This is a genomic window from Lacisediminihabitans changchengi (assembly GCF_016634425.1).
GTDB lineage: Bacteria > Actinomycetota > Actinomycetes > Actinomycetales > Microbacteriaceae > Lacisediminihabitans > Lacisediminihabitans changchengi.
In genome coordinates, this window is sequence record NZ_JAEPES010000004.1 from 110,689 (window position 1) to 130,895 (window position 20,207).

The window sequence follows — 20,207 nt, forward strand, 5'->3', positions numbered from 1 at the left end:
TCGGCTATGTAAACAGAATCACCGTTGGCATTCGCCCGTCTTCGCGCACAGTCGAGGATTGATAGGGTCTCGCAGGGAGGCGTTATGGGTTCGTGGGGGCTTGGCGTCAAACGTGCTCTCGCACGGACTCCGGTCCTTCTCTCCATCGCCGCCGTGGTGGCGATCATCAGCGGCTTCCTGGTCGGCGGAGCGGGCTATCTGCAGCTCGCCGGTACTGGCATCGCCCGCGACGCAATCACCTCGGTGGCACCCAAAGACGCGGCAGTGCGGTTCGAGACCGCGCTGGCGACGGATGCCACGGCACAGAATTTGCGCGTCGTCGCCGATGTCCGGCGCGGCATCGCGCCGGTAGCGCACGAGGTCACCCGCACGGTGCTCGCCCCACCCGCGGCGGCGACGGTGGACGGGGCAACTCTGACCGCGGGGTCGAAACCCGCCGAGATCGTGCTCGGGGCCGACGCCCAGGTGCGCGGGGCGTCCGTGCTCGTCGACGGTGCGTGGCCGACCTCCGGCAGCGGTCACGGGGACGTCGTGGAGGGGGCGCTGCAGTCATCCGCCGCTCGAGCTCTCGGAGTTGGTGTCGGCGCGGTGATCGTTACCGAAGGCGGACCCCGGGTGCGCATCGCCGCCATCTGGAAGCCTAAGAACGCCGACGCCCCGCGCTGGTTCGCCAGCTTGGCCAGCACCGGAAGCATGCGCGACGACGCGACCGACCTGCGAGCGTACGGTCCACTCATCGTGCCAGACTCGGCGCTTCCCCCTGATGACAGCACAGCGCAGTGGACCGTCACTGTAGACGCGGGCCAGCTCAGCGCGGAAGACCTTCCCACCATTGCGGCGTTCTCCCGCACGACGACCCGTGCGCTCGAGGCGGACACCGCGGCGACCGACGGGTCCGTCGACACCGGCGGCGGACTCTCCCGCACCGCCGCCGCCATCGCGGCAGAGCTGCGCACAATCGTCGGCATCACCCCGATCGGAACCATCCTGCTCGGCATCATCGCGCTCGCCACCCTGCTGCAGTTGGCGACACTGTTAGTGTCTACGCGGCGACCGGAGAGCGTGCTGCTGCGCTCCCGCGGAGCATCCGTTGCGCGCATCGTCGGGGGCGCGGCGATCGACTCTTCTATTGCTGGGATGGTCGGCACCGTCGTGGGGGTGGGTGCGGCGACGGGTGTACTCGCGCTGACGATCGGGCGGGTGTCCCCGGACTGGCTGCAAGCCGTGGGGATCGCGCTTGTGGTCCCGGTGATCTTCAGCTCAGTCGCCCTAGTTGACGCGCGTCGGCTGACCCGGTGCGACAGCATCGACGACGCCGGCCGAGGCCGGAGCACGGCGACCATCGCCGCCATGGTGTTGGTGGTGGCCGGCGCTGCCTTCGCCATCTTCCAGCTTCGGTTGTACGGAACTCCGCTCATCGTCTCGCCGCGCGGCGTGGACCGGGTCGACCCTGTCGCCGTGAGCGCGCCGGCGATCGCCATACTCGCGGTCGCCCTGATCATCGTCGTACTGTTCCGTCCCGCGGCATCGACCGCGCTACGGTCGACCAAATCCCGTCGCGGCCTGGCTCCGTTCCTTTCGCTCGCCCAGGTGGTGCGGCGCAGCGGCTCGTTCGCGGTGGTCGTGCTGCTGCTCGCAGCGACCGTCGCCAGCACGGTCTACCTTGGTGCGCTGCAGTCCACCGCGGGCGCCCTCGGCGAGCGTGCCGGGTCGCTGCGGCTGGGTGCGCCGGTGCGGGTGACTCCCCGCACGGTGGACGCCCTCTGGCCCCACGACTTCGCGAAGGCGAGTGGGGTCCGCGCCGCCGCGGTCGGTTCCGAGCGCATCGAGATCGACGACTTCATCGGCCAGCTAGTCGCTCTGACCGAGGTCGGCATGCGCACAGTCATGTCGGATGTCGACGGCAGCGTCGACCCGCAACTCCTCGCCCGCAGGCTAGGCGCCGCCAATCCGATCGGGATCGCCCTCCCGAAGTCCGCGACCAGCCTCGACGTCACGCTCAGCGGGTCCGCTGCCCTCGCAGAAGGTTTTGACCCGGGCGTGTACCAGGCGGCGGCGCTCAGAGCGTCGCTGTGGCTGATGGATGACGACGGGGTAGTCGTTCAGCGCCAGCTCATTCCGCTCGATCTCGCGTCGGGCGCCGTGGCCGCGACCAGCTCGGTGCCGCTTCCGCCGACGACCGGGCGCTGGCGGGTGATCGCCGCGGACCTCACCTCCGAGAGCAACGGAATCTTCGTCGTCGCCGCCTCACTCGAGGGGTTCGCCGTGCAGGTGGACGGAGCGACTGTCGCTGTCCCGAAACCGACAGTGCCGTGGACCGTTCAGGGCGGCGAGCAGTCAAGGCGCTTCGTTGAATCGAGGCTGGCCGGGCAGATTGGGGCCACCATCCAGTCCGACGGAACCGGAGACGTGCGGCTGATGCCCGCCAGCACGCCCTCCGCCGGCGCCATCGACGACCCTCCGGCACCGCTCCCGATCGCCGTGACCGCGAGTCTCGCTCGCGCCTTCGATCTGAGCCCGGGCAAACGGATCGACATCGTCCTCAGCGACACCGGTCAGTCGATGCCGACCGTCGTCCGGGCCGTCACGCCCGTGGTGCCGGGCAGTACCGCGGGCTACTCGGTGCTCACCGACCTGACCACCTACACCGAGAACGTGCTGCGCTCCGGTGCGGCACCGACCGGCATCGATCAGGTCTGGCTGCGTGCGGACACGGCAGAGCTGCCGGTGATCCGCCGCATCGCCGGCTCCGCCGAGGTGCAGAGTGCCGGGGGTGGGGCCACACCGGCCGCCGAGGCAGCTATTGTCGCGCTCTGGATAGCTGGCGTCGGGGCAGCGTTGCTCGCGCTGGGGGCGGTGGTCGCGGCCGCGATCATCCTGCGCCGGCAGCGGCTGCCGGAGACCCGCGCTCTCAGCTCCGTCGGTGTCTCGCTGCGTACCCAGCGCCGCGGACGCCGCGCCGAATTGCTCGCAGTCGCGGGTTTCGCCGTGCTGCTCGGCGCCGCCGGAGGACTCGCGGTTGCCGCCCTCACCGCCGTGCCGATCGCGCGTTCGGTGGTGCCCGATTCTTCCGCCCTGCCCGCACCGCTGGGTATCGCTCTGCTCCCCACGCTTCCGCTCCTCGGTGGGCTGCTCATCGGGGTGCTGCTCATCGCTGCGCTGTCGACCGGTCGGCTGCGAAAGGGGCCGCCCCGATGACTCGATACCGCCTTCCTCGCCTGCTGCTGCGCCAGCTCCGAGCGGATGCCACGGCTCACGTCGCGCTCGCCTGCGTGGTTCTCCTGCTCTCCGGGCTGATCGCGGCGCTCCCCCTTGCGGTGCGGAGTCTGCAGTCCGAGGAGATCGGGTACCGCCTGTCGCGCCTCGACTTGGGCCTGCGCGACGTCACCTCGGCCACGGACGACCTGCCGGCCATCGATGTCGACGGCAGGACGACATCCGCGGTCTTCTCCCCCACGACCGACGGGCTTGCCGCCCTGCGGAAAGCCCAGCCGCAGCCGCTGCGCTCTCGGCTCGGCACGGCGCAATACCTCACCCTGACCGACCCGGCCTTCGCGAACACCCCGCCGCGCACTTCGGATCCGACGCTACAACTGAGGTTCCTCATCGCGCCGGACCTCGCCCGCCGGGTGACCGTCGCCGCCGGTAGCGCGCCGACGGCGTTCGACAGCATCGGCGCGGGCGGCCCGCCGGTGCAGGTGATGATGACGAAGGCGAATGCCGAGAGCGTGCGTTGGGCTATCGGCGAAACGCGCTCGATCACCCTCGGACTCGCTCAGGCGGTGCCGGTGCAACTGAGCGGCACCTTCACCGCGCGTGACCCGCGCGATCGCTACTGGAGTCTCGACGCCTCCGCGCTCACCCCCGAGCGCAAAACCGTCGTCACGGGCTCCGAGGTGCAGAAGTTCCGCGTGAGCTCGGTCGTCATCGACGCCGCCTCGTGGCCTGCTTTGGCGGACTCGTTCCAGACAGCGACGACCCTGGTGCGCTACCCAACCAGCGCTGCCGCGCTCGCCCCCAGCGATGCCGAGCGTCTCCTGCCCCAGCTGCGGCGCTTCACCGCCACCACCCAGACCGTCGTCGACCCAACACAGACCACGCGCCGATCGCTCACCAGCATCTCGTTCCGCGCGCCGCAGACCGATGTGTTCGCCCTCGCCGTCGACCGCAATCGCAGCGCCACGGCGGTCGTCATCCTCGTCGTGGTCGGGCCGCTCGGTGTCGCAGTCGCGGTGATCTGGCTGCTGGCTCGGCTGATCGTGCTGCGCAGACGAGATGCCCTCCAGCTGCTGAAAGCGCGCGGAGCCTCCGCGACGCAGCTCACGCTGGCCCTCGCGGCGGAGACGCTGGCTCTGACCCTTCCCGCCGCCGCCATCGGAGCTGCTGGGGCGTTCCTCATACTCGGCTTCCGAGCGGATGCCCTGCCCGGCCCGATCCTGTTGGGGCTCGTTCCCGGAGCGGTGATGGCCATCGCGAGCGTGACCGGGCGGATCGGCAGGCGCGGGCGCAGCGACCTCGGCGCTCGATCACCGCGGCTCGGTCGGCTCATCGGCGAGGTGCTGGTGCTGGCGCTCACGGTGGTGGCGGTCATCCTGCTGCGGCAACGAGGGTTCTCCACGGCCAGTGGTCGCGGCTTCGATCCGCTGCTCGCCGCGGTACCGCTGCTGCTTTCAATCAGCGCTGCGGTGCTGGTGTTGCGGGTGTATCCACTTCCCCTCCTCACACTGCAGCGGCGGCTCACCCGCGATCGTGGCCTGGTCGGACACCTCGGAGCCACCCGGGCGGTGCGGGATCCAGCGGCAGGACTCGCACCCGTGCTCGCGATGGTGGTGGGGTTCGCGGTCGCCGTGTTCTCGGGCGTGCTGGTGGGCACCCTGCAGACCGGGGTCGAGGTGGCCGCCCAGTCTGCCGTCGGGGCCGACCTCCGCGTGACCGGCGTGCAGCTTGCTGACGCTGACCTGACAAAACTGCGGGCGGTCGACGGCGTCGCGGATGCCGCAGGCATCTACGCTGTATCCAACCCGACCGATGCCTACGTCGGTGACAGCACCGTCTCGGTGACCGTGATCGTCACCGATGCCGCACGCCTCTCCTCCGTGCAGCGCGACCTCGCGCAGCCGCTGCCGCTCACCGGCCTCGCAGCTACGGGAGGCGCCCTGCCGCTGCTTATCGCAGCGTCGCCCGACCTCTCCGATGCCATGCGCGAACCGGTGTCGCTTGGGGACACCCGGGTGAGAGCGATCGCCGCGCTGCGCACGACCGCCCTCACCGCCGACGAGAACTGGGTGCTGGTCGACCGGCCCCGGGCAGCCGACCTCGGGGTGACGCTGTTCCGCCCCGAGGTGGCACTCGTGCGGGTGGACGCGGGGGCAGATCCGCAGGCGGTGGCGCGCGGCATCCGTTCTTCCCTCGGTGCTGACGCCCGGGTGAGCACTCCGGACGAGCAAGCGCAGCAGTACCGCTCATCGCCGGCCAGCTCCGGCCTGCAGGCGCTCCTGATCGCGATCATCGCGGTCGTCGGGCTGCTCTGCGCGGCCGCCGTCGTGCTCGCCTTACTGATCGCCGCGAAACCGCGCGAGCGCCTGCTCGCTTTGCTCCGCACGCTCGGGATGTCGCGTCGCCAGTCCCGCGGAACCATCGCCTGGGAGGTCGCGCCCTCTGCCGTCGCGGCTCTGGCCGCCGGAGCGTCGCTCGGTCTCGTTCTGCCGCTCATCACCCTCGCGGGAGTGGACCTGCGGCCCTTCACCGGCGGCCTCGAGCAGCCCACGCAGAGCATCGACCCGGTGCCGCTCCTGCTGCTCGTCGGGGGCTTCATCGTGGTCGTGGTCGGCGCCGCCGGCGTGGCGATCGCCGTGGGCCGCCGCGCCAATATCGCTCGAACCCTCCGCACCTCCGGGGAAGGATAATCCCATGACAAACGCCACCGAGCCGCACATCTTCTGTTCGGATGTCGTGCGCATCTTCAGCGCGCAGGGGGTCGAAGTACAAGCGCTGCAGGGGCTCAACCTGCGCGTCGACCGCGGCGAGATGGTCGCACTGATCGGCGCCTCGGGGTCGGGCAAGTCGACTCTGCTGACGATCCTCTCGGGACTCGACACCCCCACCGCAGGCATCGCTCGCTGCGCCGGGTACGACCTGCTGGCCCTCAGCCGCAAGGAGCGAGTCGAATACCAGCGGCACAGCGTCGGCTTCGTCTGGCAGCAGACCTCGCGCAATCTGCTGCCCTACCTGACCGCCGGGGAGAACGTGGCGATGGCAATGATCGTCGCCGGCACGGCCAAGGGCTCTCGAGCTCAGCGGGTAGATGAACTCCTCGAGCTCGTGGACGTCACCTACTGCCGCGACCGCCTCCCTGCGCAGATGTCGGGAGGCGAGCAGCAGCGCGTGGCCATCGCCGTCGCACTCGCCAACTCCCCGGAGATCCTGCTGGCCGACGAACCGACCGGCGAACTCGACGAGGCGACGTCGGCGGAGGTGCTCGAGGCAATGCGGTCCGTGAACGAGAAACTCGGCACCACGGTGCTGATCGTCACCCATGACCCGTCCGTCTCAGGACACGTGCGCCGTACCGTCCAGATCCGCGACGGCCGCACCTCCACGGAGGTACTGCGCCGTAGCGAGGTAGACGAGCACGGACAGGAGACCCACATCGCCGAGGAGTTCGCCGTGATCGACCGGGTCGGACGTCTTCAGCTGCCGTCCGCCTATACGGATGCCCTCGAGCTGCGCGATCGGGTGCGGCTATCACTCGAGTCCGACCGGGTCGAGGTCAGACCGTCCAAGAGCCCATCGGAGACTGCCTCATGACCACGACCGCTCTGCGCGCTTCCGGGGTCAGCCGCGTCTTCGGGTCAGGCAATACCGCTGTGTACGCCTGCTCCGACGTGTCGCTCGAACTTCACGCCGGCGAACTGGTCGTGCTGCGCGGCCGCTCCGGCAGCGGCAAATCAACTCTCCTGAATCTGCTCGGCGGCCTGGACATCCCGACCTCCGGCGAGATCTGGTGGGGCGACGACTCGCTGACCGGGCTGACGGATGACCGCCTCACCGACCTGAGGCGAGGTCGGGTCGGCTTCGTCTTCCAGAGCTTCGGTCTCGTGCCAGTGCTCTCCGCCGCCGAAAACGTCGCGGTGCCACTTCGCATCGCCGGCATCGACCCGGCAGAGCGCGACGACCGCGTGCGCCGGATACTCGCCCTCGTCGGCCTCGACGATCATACGAACCAGCGTCCGACCGAGCTCTCGGGCGGCCAGCAGCAGCGGGTGGCATTGGCCCGTGCGCTAGTGATCGAGCCGAAGATCCTCATCGCCGACGAGCCGACCGGTCAGCTCGACAGCAGTACCGCCTCCGAGATGATGTCCCTGATCAACTCGCTCGTCGAGCAACGACAGATCGCGGCGATCATCTCGACCCACGACCCGCTAATCGTGGCGCAGGCCCGGAGCGTGATCGAGCTTCACGACGGCCGCGCAACGAGTGCGCGCCGCCCACGCGGCCGGCACGCCGCCTCGGTCGAGTAACCCGGCGGCGCCGAACTCCCCTGAATTCAGGGCTCCGGCACCGTTCATCATTCAGGAGGTCGCGGGACTCGAGTGGTCAGTGGTGCGGGAGTGAGCACCATCCGTCTCCCCCGCCACTCCCCCTTCACGACCTCCTGAATGGTGGAGTCCTGAATAGCGCAGAATCGGCGGCGGACGCAAAACGGCGCCGCCCCCGGTGGTGGGGCGACGCCGTTCGGTTACGCGAAATTAGGCCAGGCGCGCGGCGAGGTTCTTGTCGAGCGTGTCGAGGAACTCCTCCGTGGTTTCCCACTTCTGGTCCGGGCCGACAAGGAGCGCGAGGTCCTTGGTCATGTGACCGGCCTCGACGGACGTGATCACGACATCTTCGAGGGTCTCGGCGAAGGTCGCGAGCTCCGGGTTGTTGTCGAGCTTGGCGCGGTGCGAGAGCCCCCGGGTCCACGCGTAGATCGACGCGATCGGGTTCGTCGAGGTGGGCTTGCCCGCCTGGTGCTGGCGGTAGTGACGGGTGACGGTGCCGTGCGCGGCCTCCGCCTCGACGATGGAGCCGTCCGGAACGGCGAGCACCGACGTCATCAGGCCGAGCGACCCGAAGCCCTGGGCCACGGTGTCGGACTGCACATCGCCGTCGTAGTTCTTGCAGGCCCAGACGTAGCCGCCCTCCCACTTCATGGCCGAGGCGACCATGTCGTCGATCAGGCGGTGCTCGTAGGTGAGGCCGGCCTCCTCGAACTGCTCCTTGAACTCGCTCTCGAAAACCTCCTCGAAGATGTCCTTGAACCGACCGTCGTAGGCCTTGAGGATCGTGTTCTTCGTCGACAGGTACACCGGGTAGTTGCGGGTGAGGCCGTACTGCAGGCTCGAGCGCGCGAAATCGCGGATCGAGTCGTCGAGGTTGTACTGCACCTGCGCGACGCCGCTGCCGGGCGACTGGTAGACCTCGAACTTGAGCGGCTCCGAGCCGTCCTCCGGGGTGAACTCGACGGTGAGCGTTCCCTTGCCCTCGAAGCGGAAGTCGGTGGCGCGGTACTGGTCGCCGAAGGCGTGACGGCCGATGATGATGGGCTTGTTCCAGCCGGGTACCAGGCGCGGGATGTTCGAGATGATGATCGGCTCGCGGAAGATGACGCCGCCGAGGATGTTGCGGATGGTGCCGTTCGGCGACTTCCACATCTTCTTGAGGCCGAACTCCTCGACGCGCGCCTCGTCGGGCGTGATCGTCGCGCACTTGACGCCGACCCCATACTTCTGGATGGCGTGGGCCGCGTCGATGGTGACCTGGTCGTCGGTCGCGTCACGGTTCTCGATGCCGAGGTCGTAGTAGTCCAGGTTGATGTCGAGATAGGGGTGGATCAGGGTGTCCTTGATCTTCTGCCAGATGATGCGAGTCATCTCGTCGCCGTCGAGCTCGACGACCGTGCCTTCTACCTTGATCTTGCCCACGCGATTCTCCTTGAGTTAAGGGCTGCTTGCCCACCGCGAACAGCTTAGCCGTTGCACCGAAGTATCTCGACATCAAGATACTTTGGGGTTTGCCCGCGGCATCGCTATCGCGGCGGCATCCGCTCGACTAGCCTGTCTCCATGGGCGAACTGAGACTGGAAGAACTGTCAGCGAAGACGATCGTCGCCGCGAACAATCTGACCCTTCTGCCGGGACAGGAACACTTCGTCACGCCCCCCTCCTACGCCATCGCCGACGCCTACATCAACCCGGCGACGACCTGGCCGCGCGTGGTGCTCGACGGCGAAGAGGTCGTCGGCTTCGTGCGCGGCAACTTCGACCCAGACAATCCGCAGGAAGAATTCCGCAGTTGCATCTGGAGGGTCACGGTGGCCGGCAACATGCAGGGATCCGGCATCGGCCGCTTCGCCGTGTGGGCGCTGGCCGATGAGGCCCGCTCGCGCGGATTCAGTCGACTGACCGCGCTCTGGGAGCCCGGCGAAGACGGCCCGGAGGAGTTCTTCCTCCACACCGGGTTCAGCGTCGTGGGCGAAACCCAGTACGGCGAGAGCATCGGCGCGCTCGAGCTGTAAGTGGTAGCCGACGACTTCGTCAGCGCCGTGCTCGGGGTGGTGGAGAGCATCCCTCCCGGACGCGTCATGAGCTACGGGGATGTCGCTGCCGCGCTCGGATCCCGGGCGGCGCGTGCCGTGGGGCAGACGATGGCCTACTACGGCAGCACTGTTCCCTGGTGGCGAGTGGTCAAGGCGAGCGGACATCCCGCCACCGACCACGAGCAGCGCGCCCTCGAGTATTACCGGGTCGAGGGCACGCCGCTGCTCTGGTCGACATCCGGTGTCTTCCGCATCGACATGCGCTCGGCGCGCCACACGCCCTAGCATCGACACAACCCCGAGCAGCAGGAGACCCGTGACCGTTCGCAGCGCCACCGTCATCGGAGGCGGCATCGTCGGCCTCGCCGTCGCCGAGAAGCTCGCCCGCATCGGTATCGACACCACCGTGCTCGAGAAGGAAGACCGCTGGGCCGCGCACCAGACCGGGCACAACTCCGGAGTCATCCATGCCGGGCCGTATTACAAGCCGGGGTCGCTCAAGGCGACGATGTGCGCGGCCGGCAACCGGTCGATGGTCGCTTTCGCCCAGGAGCACGGCATCAGCCATGACGTCTGCGGCAAGCTCATCGTCGCGGCCACCGCGGACGAACTTCCGCGGCTCGAAGTGCTGCACGAGCGCGCGCTGGCCAACGGCGCCGACGCCCGCGTGATCACCGCCGACGAGGCGCGCGAGTATGAGCCGAACGTCGCCACGGTCGGCGCGTTGCGGGTCGAGAACACGGGCATCATCGACTATTCCGCCGTGTCGGCCATGCTGGCGCGGCTCGCGCAGGAGCACGGCGCTCGCCTCGAACTCGGCACTCGCGCGCGACGGATCGCGGGGGAGAACGGCTCGGTGACCGTCGAGCACGATCGCGGAACGGTGACCTCGGACATCCTGATCAACTGCGCCGGGCTGCAGAGCGACACGGTCGCCCGCCTCGCCGGCGTGGAGCCAGAGGTGCGCATCGTGCCGTTCCGCGGCGAGTACTACGAGCTCGTGCCCGAGCGGCGCGGCCTCGTACAGGGGCTGATCTACCCGGTGCCAGACCCCGATCTGCCGTTTCTCGGCGTGCACCTGACGCGGATGATCGACGGCTCAGTGCATGCCGGACCGAATGCCGTTCTCGCACTCAAGCGCGAAGGCTATCGCTGGCGTGATGTCGACGCGGCCGAGGCTATCGCCTCGATCGCGTACCCGGGCTTTCTCCGCCTGGCCAGCGGAAACGTGGTGACCGGGGGCAAGGAGATCATCCGTTCCCTGTCGAAGCGGGTCTTCGCCGCGAGCCTCGCGCGACTGGTGCCGGCGATCACCGGCGCCGACATCGTGCGGGCCGGGGCCGGGGTGCGGGCCCAGGCCATTCGGCGCGACGGGTCGCTCGCCGACGACTTCATCATCCAGCGCACCGACAACCAGATTCACGTGCTGAACGCCCCGTCGCCCGCGGCCACCAGCTCGCTCGAGATCGCCGACTACATCGTGCGCCAGGCGGGCGTCACCGCGTAGCCGCGTCCCCGCTGCCGTTCGTTATCCGCGCGAACCGTCTCTCCGCACTGCCTCTTTCCGAAACGACGGAGATTCTGCAAGAACGCGCCCAGATGCCACGTTCGTCCCCGAAAATCGCGAATTCTCCGTCGTTTCGGAGGGATGCGGCGAGCCTGTTCACTCCTCACCAGGCCGCTCCGTGACGGCGTTGCCCACAGGTTAAGCTCACCGCACGTTTTCCACAGATCGCACCGGATGACCGCCGCCGCTGCACGACGAGCGTCACCGTATCGCGATGCAGAGCATCCATCACGACATCTATCGCCGCGGGGGCGTTGCGGCGACCTGGGAACTCCTCACCGACGGACACTCATCACACGAGCTGACTCGCGCGGTGCGATCGGGAGAGATCATCCGCGCCCGGCAGGGTCACTACGTCTCACCCTTGCTGAGCATCGACGAGATCCGGGCCGTCCGTGTCGGCGGTCGGCTCACCGGCCTCATCGGCGCAAGAACCCACGGCATCTGGACGCCCCGTAACCCTCCTTTCACCGTTCGGACGCAGGTCCACGCGCGGGCGTTGAGAGTGCCGGATGACCACAATGAGCGTCTTCCCGGAGGTTCTGGCCTTGCGCGCTGGCGTTCGGCCACACAGAGCGGCACCCGGACCGTGTTGAGCGTCGCGGACTGCCTGGACGACGTCATCCGCGTGTGCCCCGCTCGGCTCGCGTTCGCGTGCGTCGAATCGGCTCTCCACCTGGGCCTCCTGCGTCGCGCCGAACTCGACGCGATGATCCGACGGAGCCCGAGACGGGTCCGGTCCGTGATGGCTGGGGCGACGCGGGCCAGCGAGAGTGGCTCAGAGTCGCTGCTCTCGTTCGACCTTCGGAAGGAGGGCATCCCGTTTCGGCAGCAGGTGTCGATTGACTCCGTCGGCAGGGTCGACTTTCTGGTCGGGGCTCATCTCGTAATCGAGGTTGACAGCCTCGCGCACCACAGTTCGGTCGAGGCGTACGAACGCGACCGGGATCGGGACGCCCAACTGTCCTGCCTGGGATATCGCGTGCTTCGGTTCTCCTACCGTCAGATCACGTCGCGACCAGCCTTCGTGCTCGACGCGATCGTCGCGGCGATTGCGCGCGGGGACACAGAGTGAGCGGCGCCCGCTTGTCGAATTGGCCATCTTCCTGAAATGGCCAGCCTGCCGAAATGACGGAGTTTCTGCGCAAACGTCCTCAGATCCCACCATTTGGCCGCGGAACCGCAAATTCTCCGTCATTTCGGAATGGAAGAAACGGACGGCGCTTGGAAGCGACCGGGGCAGGCGCGGGCCCAGAGGGGCAGGCGCGAAACCCTGCCCCTCCGCGATCAGCTACACCAGCGAGTCGCGCCAGGCCGCGTGCAGCTTGGCGAAGCGGCCCGTGCCCGAGATCAGGTCACGCGGGGTGCCGTCTTCGACGATGCGTCCGTGCTCCATCACCAGCACGCGGTCGGCGATCGCAACCGTCGACAGTCGGTGCGCGATGATGATCGCGGTGCGGTCGGCGAGCAGAGTCTGCAGCGCCTCCTGCACCAGACGTTCCGAGGGGATGTCGAGCGACGCCGTCGCCTCGTCCAGGATGAGCACGGCAGGGTCGGCGAGAAAGGCCCGCGCGAACGAGATCAGCTGCCGCTGTCCCGCCGAGACACGTCCGCCGCGCTTGTTGACGTCGGAGTCGTAGCCATCGGGCAGCGCCATGATGAACTCGTGCGCACCCACCGCCTTCGCGGCCGCGATGATCTCCTCGTTCGTCGCATCCGGCTTTCCGAGCGCGATGTTGTCGCCCACCGAACCCGAGAACAGGTACGCCTCCTGCGTCACCATCACGATGGCGCGACGCAGGTCTTTCGGATGCAGCGACCGCAGGTCGACGCCATCGAGCCGGATCGAGCCGTCCGAGGGGTCGTAGAAGCGCGAGATCAGCTTGGCCAGCGTCGACTTGCCCGCTCCGGTCGATCCGACCAAGGCGATGGTCTGCCCCGCCGGGATCTCCAGGTCGAACCTGGGCAGGATGACCCGCTCCGGCGTGTAGGCGAACTCCACTCCACGAAACGCCAGTTCGCCATTCGCCTCCCACAGGTCGACCGGTTTGATCGGGTCTGGCACGCTGGGCTGCTCTTCGAGCACACCCGAGATCTTCTCGAGGGCCGCGGCGGCCGACTGGTACGAGTTGTAGAACATCGCCATGTCCTGGGCCGGGGCGAAGAACGACCGCGTGTAGAGCAGCGCCGCGAGCAGCACACCGATGGCCAGGCCACCCTCGGCGACCCGGAGACCGCCGACGAGCAGCACCACCCCGAGCGCCACGTTGCCGATCAGCACCAGCCCGGGATCGAGGATCCCGAACAGGCGGATCGTCTTGAGGTTCGCCTCGCGGTAGTCCTCGGTGAGTGCGGCGAACTGCACCGCGTTGCGGCCCTCCTTGCGGAACGCCTTCACCGCCCGGATGCCCGTCATCGTCTCGACGAAGTGCACGATCAGGCGCGCTGACGCCGTGCGCGTCTCGCGGAACGCCCGCTGCGAGCGCTTCTGGAACCAGCGCAGCAAGAAGGCGAGCGGCACCAACGACCCGAACAGCACCACGCCACTCCAGAAGTCGATCGAGAACAGCGCGCCGGCGATGAACAGCATGTACAGGCCGCCTTGAACCAGCTGGTTGATGCCGGAGTCGAGCAGTTCCCGAATCGAATCCAGGTCACTGGTCTGGCGCGCGATGATGCGGCCAGAGGTGTAACTCTCGTGAAATTCGAGGCTCAGGCGCTGCGTGTGCAGGAAGACCCGCTTGCGCAGATCGATCAGGATCGCCTGGCTGATGCGCGCGGTGAGCACGGTGTACCAGGAGATCAGGATCGCGCCGGCGATGCCCGCCGCGAGATATCCCGCGACCGCCAGCCCGAGCGGCAGCCAGTCCTGCTTGATCATGCGCGGAAGGCCCGTGTCGATGCCGTACGCGATCAGCGCGGGACCCGCCACCTGCGCCGCCGTGCTGATGACCACGACGACGATCGTCAGGGTCACCCGCGCCTTCAGCGGCCGCAGCAGGCTGCCAAGCAGCCGCAGCGAACGGTCGCGGATCTGCCGGCTCTCGACCTTGTTGAAGTCGTTGCGCTCTTCGCCTTCTACTCCGGTGACGGTCGTCATGCGGTCACCTCGCTCTCTCGCTGTTCGCGTTTCTCCTCGTCCTCGAGGCTCGAGATGACGAAGCGGTAGTGGTCGTTCGTGGCGATCAGCTCGCTGTGCGTTCCGACCGCGGTGACCCGGCCGCCCTCGAGCAGCGCCACCCGGTCGGCCAGGTTCACCGTGCTCGGGCGGTGCGCGACGATGAGCGCGGTGGTCGAGGCCAGCACCCTCCTCAGTGCGGCTTCGACCAGGGCCTCGGTGTCGACATCCAGTGCCGACAGCGGGTCGTCGAGCACGAGCACCTCCGGCTTCGCCGCGACGGCGCGGGCGAGCGCCAGACGCTGCCGTTGGCCACCGGAGAGCGAGAGGCCCTCCTCGCCGACGGTCGTGTCGAGCCCATTGGGCAGGTCATAGACGAATTTCGCCTGAGCGATGTCGAGCGCCTCGGCGAGGTCATCCTCCGATGCCTCGGGCCGGCCGAGCAGCACGTTGTCGCGCACGGTCGCCGAGAACAGGGTCGCGTCTTCGAAGGCCATGGCGATGTGGGTGCGCAGGTCGATACGCGTGAGGTCGCGGATGTCGACGCCGTCGAGCTTCACGGATCCCCCCGTCACGTCGTACAGGCGGGTGGTCAACGCGGTGAGCGTGGACTTGCCCGATCCGGTCAACCCGACCAGGGCCATGGTCTCGCCCGGTTCGAGCTCGAGATCGACCCCGTCGAGCAGGTCCGCGTACTGCGCCGGCGAGTCCTGGTAGCGGAAGTGCACGTTGTCGAACACCAACCGCCCCTGGGGGTTTTCGATCGTCTTCGGGTGCTCGGGGTCGGTGATGGTGTTCTCCGAATCCATCACGTCGAAGAACCGGTCGGCGGCGGTGCGCGTGTCGAAGGTCATCGACAGCAGGAAGCCGATCGACTCCACCGGGAAGCGCAGCACGGTCGCCGTGGCGAAGAAGGCCAGCAACTCGCCGACGGTGATCTGTCCGTTCGCCGCCAGCCAGACTCCGGCCAGCAGGCAGAGCGCAAAGGTGACGTCGGGAACCAGCAGCAGCCAGAGCCAGATGCCGGCGATGGCCTTCGCCTTCTCGATCTCGGTGCCGCGCAACTTCTCGGCCTGCGAGGCGAAGTTCTTCAGCGCGTGCTGCCCCCGACCGAATGCCTTGAGCACGCGGATGCCGTGGACCGATTCCTCCACCGCGGTCGCGAGGTCGCCGGCCTGGTCCTGACTACGCCTGGCCACCACGGAGTATTTGGCCTCGAACGAGAACCCGTAGATCCACAGCGGGATCGAGCAGATCACGAAGATCAGCCCGAGTACCCAGCTGATCGAGATCAGGAACACGAAGCCCACCACGATGGTGATCACGTTGACGACGAGCAGCACGATGCCGAACGACAACCAGCGACGGATCAGGTTGAGGTCGCTCAGGGCGCGGGACAGCAGCTGACCGCTCGGCCAGCGATCGTGGAAGCCGACCGGGAGATCCTGCAGCTTGTCGTAGAGCGAGTTGCGCATGTCGGCTTCGACGGCGGTGCCGGGTTGCAGCACGAAGAACCGACGGAACCAGATCATCACGGCTTCGAGAACGCCGAGACCGAGCACGGCGGCGACGGGCCACCAGAGCTGGCTGACATCCCCGTCTTTGAGCGGGCCGTCGACGATGCGCTGGAGCACCTGAGGGATGAGGAGAGCGACCAGCGCGGCGAGCAACGCCGAGACCATGCCGAGATATACGCGGGGCATCGCGGGCCTCGCGTACGGAAGGATGCGCCGAAGGGAGGCGAAAGTTCCCTGGCGTTTTGTTTCTGCAGACACAGATGTTTCCTTGAATTCTGCGGTCGCGCGCGGACAGCGAACACGCTGCGAACCGAATTATGGAGAGAGCCGAGTGGGGTGGGGTATCGGATGGAGCTGTGACGGGGTGTCAGCCCCGCGGCACTACCGGATTCCGATGAGCGTCACGAACGGGAGACGGATGACACGCTTCGCGCCTGCAGTTGCGGAAATGGATGTCATTGCGTCCTCCGGGGTTCGTGGCAGTATTCACTCTGGTCCCGGCAATGGAGCACCGGACAGCCTTACAGGATATGGGATCTGCTCTCTCCAGCACAAGGGTTTCGCGCGCTTGGGGGTGCGAATCTGACCCCGCGGAGGTCTCGATTCGCGTCCTCGCGCGGGCTCTCGGGCGCTACTCGACGAACGAACACCCGCCGATCCTCGTCCGAGGACATACCCGCCGATTGAGTAGCGCCCGAGGAACGAGGACGCGTATCGAAATCCACCACGAACAAGCGGCGAGCTCGCGGCCTAGTGGTAGAAGTGGCGCTCGCCGGTGAAGTACATCGTGACGCCCGCGGCGGCCGCCGCGTCGATCACGTCCTGGTCTCGGATCGAGCCGCCCGGCTGCACAATCGCGCGCACGCCCGCGTCGAGAAGGATCTGCGCTCCGTCGGCGAACGGGAAGAAGGCATCCGATGCCGCGACCGATCCGGCCGCGCGCTCCCCCGCCCGCGTCACGGCGAGACGACAGGAGTCGACCCGGTTGACCTGGCCCATGCCGACCCCGACGGATGCCCCCTCATCGGCGAGCAGGATGGCGTTCGACTTCACGGCGCGTACCGCTCGCCAGGCGAACTCGAGGTCGGCGAGGGTGTTGGCATCCGCGGCCTCGCCAGACACGAGCTGCCAGCCGTCAGAGCTGAACTCATCGAACACATCCGGAGTCTGCACCAGCAGCCCGCCGCTGATCTGCTTGTACTCCAGCTCCTCACGGTGGTACCCCTCCGGCAGCGTCAGCAGGCGGATGTTCTTCTTGGCGCTGAGGATCTCCAGCGCCTCTGGCTCGAAGCCCGGGGCAATGACGACCTCGGTGAAGATGTCTTTGACCGTGTTCGCCATCTCGACGCTCACGACGCGGTTGGCCGCGATGACTCCGCCGAAAGCCGAGACCGGGTCGCAGTCGTGCGCACGCTGGTGCGCGGAGGCGATCGGGTCACCGGCACCGCGGGCGACGGCGATGCCACAGGGCTGCGCGTGCTTGATGATGGCGACGGCTGGCTCGCTGAAGTCGTAGGCGGTGCGCAGTGCCGCGTCGGCATCCGTGTAGTTGTTGTACGACATCTCTTTGCCGTGGAGCTGGGTCGCCTGCGCGATCCCGGCGCCGTCGGCCGAAACGTAGAGCGCGGCCTGCTGGTGCGAGTTCTCGCCGTAGCGGAGCACCTGCGTGATGGCGCCCGTCACGGTGAAGGTCCCCGCGAGCTCGGAGGCCTCTGCGGCACCGGTCGACGTCTCGTCGATCAGGTCGTCACGGCTCGGAGCCTCGATCACCGGAGAACCGTCGACGACGGATGACTGCGCCAAGCTGTGTTGCGCGCGGACCCCTATGTTCTCGGCGAAGAACTCGGCGACCGCGGTGTCGTAGGCGGCGGTGTGCGCGAACGCCTCACCGGCCAGACGCTGGCGCTGCGCGAGAGTCGTTCCGCCGAGGGTGACGGCTTTGACGATCTGCGGGTAACTCGACGGCGACACCGCGATGGCGACGTTGGCGTGGTTCTTCGCTGCCGCCCGCACCATGGCCGGCCCGCCGATGTCGATCTGCTCGATCGCGGCGTCACCGGTGACGCCAGAGGAGATGGTCTCGACGAAGGGATACAGGTTCACCACGACGAGCTCGAACGGGCGGATGCCGAGGTCGACGAGCTGCTCCTCGTGCGCCGCGAGCCGCAGGTCGGCCAGGATGCCGGCGTGGATCGCCGGGTGCAGGGTCTTCACCCGGCCGTCGAGGGTCTCCTGGAATCCGGTGACGCTAGCGACCTCGGTGACCGGGAATCCGGCATTCGCGATGGTCGACGCGGTCGACCCGGTGGAGACGATCTCCACGCCCGCCTCCGCCAGTGCTGCGGCGAGGTCGAGCAGTCCGGTCTTATCGCTCACCGAGATGAGCGCCCGGGTGATCGGAATGGCGTCGCGCTCACGATAGTCAGAAGCGGAATGGGAGGCAGCGGACACGGGAGTGCTCCTTCAAGACAGGACCGGACGACGGGGGCGTGCGGTTCGGCCCAGGCGAACGGCCGAAACGAAGTCTTGGTGCCGCTCCCCGAGGGTGTCCCTCTCAACGCCAGTCGCGACCAGCCCAGTCTATCGAGCGAGCGCGGAGAGGTCGATTTCGCCGTTCGCGATGTCGAGCACGGCCTGAACGAGCAGTTGACGCTCGACCGGTTTGATGCGCTCGTGAAGCGACTCTTCGGTGTCGGTGGGGAGCACGGGCACACGCTGCTGCACGATGATCGGGCCCGCATCCACGCCGTTGTCCACCACGATGATGCTGGCTCCGGTCTGGCTGACCCCGGCCGCCAGCGCATCCCGCACGCCATGCGCCCCGGGGAATTCGGGCAGGTAGGCGGGGTGGGTGTTGATCAGATTCGGGCTGAGCGCGGCGATCACTCGCGGCGGCAGCAGTTTCATGAAGCCGCTGAGCACGACCAGGTCGGCGTTCCAGACCTGGATCTGCTCGAGCAGGGCGTCGCCCCACTCCTCTCGGCTGCCGAAGTTCGAGAACGCGACCGAGAAGGTGGGGATGCCGAAGTGCTCGGCATGCTCGAATCCGTCGGCGTCGCGATCGGCGCCGACCGCCAGCACCCGGGCCGGGTATTCGGCGTCTTCTGCAGCCTCGAGCAGAGCACGGAGATTGGAGCCCCCGCCGGAGATCAACACGACGAGTGAGAGCATCTGCCGAGCTTATCGCGAGGGCGAAACGGCGGATGTCCGCTGCCGCCCGGCGAGCAGGCCGGCGGTCGCGGCGACCGCGATCTCCAACGCGGCGAAGGCGCCGACCAGCCAGGGTGACGGTCCGACATCCACCAGCCTGCCGGGTCCGGCAGCGCCGGTCGAGGCCCAGGCGAGCAGACCCAGGATGATGCCGCCCACCACCCCGGAGAGCGCGCCAGTCAGCACCAGCCACTGCACCCGCCCGTGCGTCGGCAGAGTGGCGACGAGTCGGCCGCGCACGACCAGGGCGATCAGGAAGCCGGTGATCACGGGGATCAGCAGGATGAGAAAACCCCAGCCGAGCTCGTGCTGGGCGGGCAGCGCTCCGAGTACCGGCACCGCGGGGATCGGGCCGAGACTGGTGCCGAACGGGCTGACCGACGAGCCGACGCCGACCGCAAATCCCGGGCCGACCACCCAGCTCGCCGTCCAGATGACGAGATTGGGCAGAAAGGCGAGCTGGCCGATGGTGAGCGTGATGCCGCCGAGCACCCCGGCGTGCACCCCCTCGTAGAGAGTGATGATCTTGGCGTACCCGGCGAAGAGCAGGATCGCCATCAGTACGGCGGATGCCCCGAGCACGATCGCTGCCGTGGCCGTGCCGCCGCGGAACGCCGCCGCGAGGCTCGCGCGCAGCTCGGGGCGCCAGCGAGCAACCCAGCCACGGATGACGCGGTCGGCCCGAGCGGGCAACAGCGCGTCAAGAGACGGGTGCGACCATTCCGCACCGATGACGATCCCTACGGCGAAGCACAGCGTCGGTAGCAGGGTGCCCTGCCAGATCGAGGCGCGCGCGGACGGCAGCAGAGCGCTCAGCGTCACCGCCAGAGACAGCACCGCGAAGGATCCGACGGCAACCGCCAGGCCGAGATAACGGTGCGGGGTCTCGCTGATGCGTCGCCCCGCGCGCGCGCCGAGCAACACCGTGAGCAGCGCGAAGCCGAGCGGGGCGATCGTGATGATGAAGGGGGTTCCCGCGCCGGCGAAACCGAGCCCGTCGGCCAGCGCCGGTTGCAGCGTCATGGTGACGTCGGTTCCCGCGCCGAGCAACCAGGTGTCGACCGCCGCGCGCCAGAACACGATCCAGTCGACCTGCAGTTTGTACTGCCAGGCCCACAGGATGGTCAGGGGTACCAGCGGGATGCCGATGCCGATGCCCACGACGAGGAGCGCCTCGAGCGCGGCGAACAGGGCGGTGAAGGAGCGGTTCATACGGGT

At 68.0% G+C, this 20,207-nt stretch carries 14 protein-coding genes and 1 riboswitch; of the genes, 8 read left to right on the top strand and 6 right to left on the bottom strand.

From position 1 onward, the window contains the following. Positions 1–84 precede the first annotated feature (84 nt). From IV501_RS11740 to IV501_RS11755, 4 genes are read left to right on the top strand one after another with little or no spacing between them, the layout of a single operon-like run. Positions 85–3,198 carry an ABC transporter permease family protein gene (locus IV501_RS11740; protein ID WP_200556525.1) on the top strand — a complete coding sequence of 1,038 codons (3,114 nt, stop codon included), beginning with the start codon at positions 85–87 and terminating at the stop codon, positions 3,196–3,198. Continuing rightward, positions 3,195–5,906, top strand: coding sequence for an FtsX-like permease family protein (locus IV501_RS11745; RefSeq protein WP_200556526.1), 2,712 nt, complete (start codon positions 3,195–3,197; stop codon positions 5,904–5,906). Before IV501_RS11740 ends, IV501_RS11745 begins: the two co-directional genes overlap by 4 nt. 4 nt (positions 5,907–5,910) lie before the next feature. Beyond that, the gene (locus IV501_RS11750) at positions 5,911–6,807 is read left to right on the top strand and encodes an ABC transporter ATP-binding protein (RefSeq protein ID WP_200556527.1); all 897 of its coding nucleotides are present in this window, start codon (positions 5,911–5,913) and stop codon (positions 6,805–6,807) included. Then, the gene (locus IV501_RS11755; protein ID WP_200556528.1) at positions 6,804–7,520 is read left to right on the top strand and encodes an ABC transporter ATP-binding protein; all 717 of its coding nucleotides are present in this window, start codon (positions 6,804–6,806) and stop codon (positions 7,518–7,520) included. Before IV501_RS11750 ends, IV501_RS11755 begins: the two co-directional genes overlap by 4 nt. 228 nt (positions 7,521–7,748) lie before the next feature. Here the strand turns inward: IV501_RS11755 and IV501_RS11760 are convergent, their stop codons facing one another. After that, entirely contained in the window at positions 7,749–8,963 is a 1,215-nt protein-coding gene (locus IV501_RS11760) for an NADP-dependent isocitrate dehydrogenase (protein WP_200556529.1), read from the bottom strand. 140 nt (positions 8,964–9,103) lie between these two features. Between IV501_RS11760 and IV501_RS11765 the strand changes: the two genes are divergently transcribed. From IV501_RS11765 to IV501_RS11780, 4 genes are all read left to right on the top strand, one after another. Beyond that, a complete protein-coding gene (locus tag IV501_RS11765; RefSeq protein ID WP_200556530.1) occupies positions 9,104–9,556 on the top strand; it encodes a GNAT family N-acetyltransferase in 453 nt (150 codons plus the stop codon). Continuing rightward, positions 9,557–9,862: an MGMT family protein gene (locus tag IV501_RS16590; RefSeq protein ID WP_200556531.1), complete on the top strand. Its 306-nt coding sequence runs from the start codon at positions 9,557–9,559 to the stop codon at positions 9,860–9,862. A 31-nt stretch (positions 9,863–9,893) separates the two neighbouring features. Then, positions 9,894–11,084, top strand: a complete 1,191-nt coding sequence (gene lhgD, locus IV501_RS11775) for an L-2-hydroxyglutarate dehydrogenase (RefSeq protein ID WP_200556532.1) — start codon at positions 9,894–9,896, stop codon at positions 11,082–11,084. A 274-nt stretch (positions 11,085–11,358) separates the two neighbouring features. After that, positions 11,359–12,219: an endonuclease domain-containing protein gene (locus tag IV501_RS11780; RefSeq protein ID WP_200556533.1), complete on the top strand. Its 861-nt coding sequence runs from the start codon at positions 11,359–11,361 to the stop codon at positions 12,217–12,219. Between the two features lie 216 nt (positions 12,220–12,435). Here IV501_RS11780 and IV501_RS11785 read toward each other — a convergent pair whose 3' ends face one another. The 5 genes from IV501_RS11785 to IV501_RS11805 all read right to left on the bottom strand — a co-directional run bounded on the left by IV501_RS11785 (position 12,436) and on the right by IV501_RS11805 (position 20,201). Then, positions 12,436–14,244, bottom strand: a complete 1,809-nt coding sequence (locus tag IV501_RS11785) for an ABC transporter ATP-binding protein (protein WP_200556534.1) — start codon at positions 14,242–14,244, stop codon at positions 12,436–12,438. Continuing rightward, a complete protein-coding gene (locus tag IV501_RS11790; protein WP_200556945.1) occupies positions 14,241–15,965 on the bottom strand; it encodes an ABC transporter ATP-binding protein in 1,725 nt (574 codons plus the stop codon). Before IV501_RS11790 ends, IV501_RS11785 begins: the two co-directional genes overlap by 4 nt. Before the next feature lie 564 nt (positions 15,966–16,529). After that, positions 16,530–18,230: a bifunctional phosphoribosylaminoimidazolecarboxamide formyltransferase/IMP cyclohydrolase gene (gene purH, locus IV501_RS11795; RefSeq protein WP_200556535.1), complete on the bottom strand. Its 1,701-nt coding sequence runs from the start codon at positions 18,228–18,230 to the stop codon at positions 16,530–16,532. Between the two features lie 41 nt (positions 18,231–18,271). Further along, positions 18,272–18,357, bottom strand: a riboswitch (ZMP/ZTP riboswitch). Positions 18,358–18,359: 2 nt separating this feature from the next. Next, complete coding sequence (gene purN, locus IV501_RS11800; protein WP_200556536.1) at positions 18,360–18,950, bottom strand: phosphoribosylglycinamide formyltransferase; 591 nt, start codon at positions 18,948–18,950, stop codon at positions 18,360–18,362. 9 nt (positions 18,951–18,959) lie between these two features. Next, positions 18,960–20,201: a cell division protein PerM gene (locus tag IV501_RS11805; RefSeq protein ID WP_200556537.1), complete on the bottom strand. Its 1,242-nt coding sequence runs from the start codon at positions 20,199–20,201 to the stop codon at positions 18,960–18,962. Positions 20,202–20,207 lie beyond the last annotated feature (6 nt).